General features: G+C 64.8%; 2 protein-coding genes and 1 pseudogene. All 3 read left to right on the forward strand.

Annotation, left to right across the window (positions count from 1 at the left end; genetic code table 11):
- The coding region (locus Q0C64_RS13305; protein ID WP_294124324.1) for an aldehyde dehydrogenase family protein at positions 1-774 on the forward strand (774 nt) is incomplete at its 5' end.
- 175 nt (positions 775-949) lie between these two features.
- Positions 950-2,824, forward strand: a complete 1,875-nt coding sequence (locus tag Q0C64_RS13310; protein WP_294124325.1) for an adenylate/guanylate cyclase domain-containing protein — start codon at positions 950-952, stop codon at positions 2,822-2,824.
- A 92-nt stretch (positions 2,825-2,916) separates the two neighbouring features.
- A pseudogene (locus tag Q0C64_RS13315) lies at positions 2,917-3,124 on the forward strand (hypothetical protein); the annotation flags it as partial.

Here is a 3,124-nt window from a genome sequence, read left to right on the forward strand (position 1 = left end):
ATCCGCAAACTGACCTTCACCGGGTCCACGGAAGTCGGCCGCATCTTGCTGAAACAGGCCGCCGATCAGGTGCTGAAATGCTCGATGGAACTGGGTGGCAACGCCCCCTTCATCGTCTTTGACGATGCCGACCTCGACGCCGCCGTCGAAGGCGCGATGATCTCCAAGTTCCGCAACAACGGCCAGACCTGCGTCTGCGCCAACCGCATCTATGTGCAGGCCGGGGTCTATGATGCTTTTGCCGCCAAGCTGGCCGAAGCGGTCGGCAAGCTCAGCATCGGCGACGGCCTGACGGCCGGCGTCACCACCGGCCCGCTGATCAACGAAAGCGCCGTGGAGAAGGTCGAGGAACATATCGCCGACGTGCTCGCCGGCGGCGGCAAGGTCGTCACCGGCGGCAAGCGCCACGCCCTGGGCGGCACCTTCTTCGAACCGACGGTGGTGACCGGCGTGACGCCGGCCATGAAAGTCGCCAACGAGGAAACCTTCGGCCCCCTCGCCCCCCTCTTCAAGTTCGACACCGAAGAAGAGGTCATCCGCCGCGCCAACGACACGATCTTCGGCCTTGCCTCCTATTTCTACGCCCGCGACATCGGCCGCATCACCCGCGTCCAGGAAGGGCTCGAATACGGCATGGTCGGCGTCAACACCGGCCTGATCTCGACCGAGCTCGCCCCCTTCGGCGGCGTCAAGCAATCGGGTCTGGGGCGCGAAGGCAGCCACCACGGGATCGAGGATTACCTGGAGCTGAAGTACATCTGCCTCAGCGTGTGAGGCTCTGGCGGAACCGGAAGCAAGCGGGGGCCGGTGGCCCCCGTTTTCGTCAGGGCTGCTGCGGTGCCAGGGGGCGCTGACCCGTCGCGGCCCTCCGGCATGCCGCCGAGATGGCATTAGCTAATAACCGTCGACTGGCGTAGAAATACCTCCAAGAAGATCGGGGGAGGGCGGCATGGGCGAGGAACAGCTTGAACGGCGGCTGGCGGCGATCATGGCGGCCGACGTCGTCGGCTACAGCCGCCTGATGGAGGCCAACGAGGAACGGACCCTCGGCGCGCTGCGCCAGCACCGGCGCGAGTTCTTCGATCCGACCGTGGCCAAGCACAAGGGCCGCATCTTCAAGGTGATGGGCGACGGCTTTCTGGTCGAGTTCGGCAGCGTCCTCGACGCGGCGCGCTGCGCGGTGGAAATCCAGGCCGGCATGCCCGGGCGCAATGCCGGCGTGCCCGAGGACCGCCACATCAAGTTCCGCATCGGCATCAATCTCGGCGACATCATCGTCGAGGGCGACGATTTCTACGGCGACGGCGTCAACCTGGCGGCGCGGCTCGAAGGGCTGGCCTCGCCGGGCGGCATCGCCTGTTCGGCAGTGGTGCGCAACCAGGTCGGCAACAAGCTCGAGATCGAGTTCCTCGACCAGGGCGACAAGACGGTGAAGAACATCGCTCAGCCGGTCCATGTCTATTTCGTCAATATGGCGGATGCCGCGCCGAACGGCAGCCCTCAAGTTGCCGCCAGCGGCGCGCCGCAAGTCCGTTCCGACAAACCCTCGGTGGCGATCCTGCCCTTCGCCAACATGAGCAACGACCCCGAGCAGGAGTTCTTCAGCGATGGCATCACCGAGGATATCATCACCGACCTGTCCAAGGTCTCGGGCCTGTTCGTGCTGAGCCGCAACAGCGTGTTCACCTACAAGGGCAAGGCCGTCAACATGGACCGGATCGCCAAGGATCTGGGGGTCGCATTTGTGGTCGAGGGCTCTGTCCGCAAGGCCGGCAACCGGGTCAGGATCAATGCCCAGCTGATCGAAGGCGCGACCGGCGGCCATGTCTGGGCCGACCGCTACGACCGCGACCTGACCGATATCTTCGCCATCCAGGACGAGATCACCCATACCATCGTCGATCAGCTCAAGGTCAATCTCCTGCCGGAAGAGAAGCAGGCCATCGCCCAGGCGCCGACCGGCAATGTCGAGGCCTACACCTATTATCTCAAGGGGCGGGAGCTTTTTCATCGCGGCTCGAAATCCTATTACGCGATGGCCAAGCGGATGTTTGCCAAGGCCATCGAACTCGATCCCCTCTACGCGCGCGCCTATGCCGGGGTGGCCGATTGCGATTCCTTCCTCTATCTCGACTACAGCGAAGGTGCCTCCCTCGACGGCATCCTCGCCAACTGCGCCAAGGCGCTCGACCTCGATCCCGGCCTTGCCGAAGCCCGAGCGTCACGCGGCCTGGCCCTGTCGGCCGGACAGAGGTATGACGAGGCTGAAAGGGAATTCGAACAGGCCATCGCTGGCAACCCGAACCTGTTCGAAGCCCACTACTTCCGGGCGCGCTCGTGTTTTGTGCGGGGCAAGCTCGACGAGGCCGCCGTCCACTGGGAGCGCGCCGCCGAGGTCAAGCCCGATGATTTCCAGTCCTGCATCTTGCCGGCATCGATTTATCGCGCTCAGGGGCGAGTGAAGGATCAGGAGCGGGCGCTGCGCCGGGGCGCGGAACGGGCCGAACGCGCGCTCGCCGCCAATCCCGAGAACGCGCGCGCCGCCTATCTGCTGGCGGGCGTATATGTCGGTCTCGGGGATGCGGAAAAAGGGAAGGGCTGGGCGGAACGTGCGCTCGCCATCGATCCGGACGATGTCATGGCCCGCTACAATGTCGCCTGCTTCTACAGCCTTTGCGGCGAGATCGATCACGCCCTTGACCTGCTTGAGGCGCTGATGCCGCAGAGCAATCCGGACATGAAGGCGTGGATCCTGAACGACTCCGACTTCGAACCGCTGCACGGCCAACCGCGCTGGCAGAAGGTGCTGGATCTCATCCGGTAGCGCCGGGTCCGCTTTGCCGGCCCGTCGCCGCCGAGACATTTCCCTTCCGCCCTGAAATCGACTAGGCTGTGGTCGAAGCGCGGGGTTGGGGCATGGGCGAGGAACAGCTTGAACGGCGGCTGGCGGCGATCATGGCGGCCGACGTCGTCGGCTACAGCCGCCTGATGGAAGCCAATGAAGAACGGACCCTCGGCGCGCTGCGCCAGCACCGGCGCGAGTTCTTCGATCCGACCGTGGCCAAGCACAAGGGCCGCATCTTCAAGGTGATGGGCGACGGCTTTCTGGTCGAGTTCGGCAGCG

The organism is Sphingomonas sp. (genome assembly GCF_023266535.1).
GTDB lineage: Bacteria > Pseudomonadota > Alphaproteobacteria > Sphingomonadales > Sphingomonadaceae > Sphingomicrobium.